The organism is Bacillus cereus group sp. BfR-BA-01430 (assembly GCF_022663115.1).
Lineage (GTDB): Bacteria > Bacillota > Bacilli > Bacillales > Bacillaceae_G > Bacillus_A > Bacillus_A cereus_BD.
Window position 1 is genome coordinate 1 of record NZ_JAKUEW010000066.1, and the last position, 516, is coordinate 516.

Here is a 516-nt window from a genome sequence, read left to right on the forward strand (position 1 = left end):
CTGACGAATAGCTTCTTCTATTTTGTCGTTACGCGTCTTTTTCGCATCTTCAATGACTTTATCGCGTGCTTTAGCGCTATTTTGAACAACTTCCGCTGCTTGTCTAGCTGTAATTTCACTAGCTTGTACACGCATATTTTCCAAGATGACCTTTTGTTCCATTTGGTTCTTGGTCATGTGTTCAACCGCAACTCTATCCATCTCATCTTGTAAAGCCTGTATAGAAATCCTTTCTGATGTGGTCAATTCTCGTTTTTCTTGCGCAGCTGTTTGAAGAATTTCTTTGATTTTATTCTCTTTTTCTTGTGTTTTTAATTTTTCTTGTTCATAGTGTTGATTCAATTGTTCTATACGTTTGTTTTCTTCTTCAGAAGTTAAAACATACGAATCCGCAAAGAATTTTTTAAGTCCTTCAATTTCTTTTTGCTGCCTTGCGTTGGTTTTTTCAATAATTGTGTTAGCTAATTTATCATATTGACCAATTAACTTCTGCGACTGTTCTTCTGTTATTACTTC

Annotated in this window: 1 pseudogene; it reads right to left on the minus strand. The window is 34.9% G+C overall.

From position 1 onward, the window contains the following. Nucleotides 1-516 (minus strand): annotated as a pseudogene (locus tag MR058_RS22945) (phage tail tape measure protein); the annotation flags it as partial.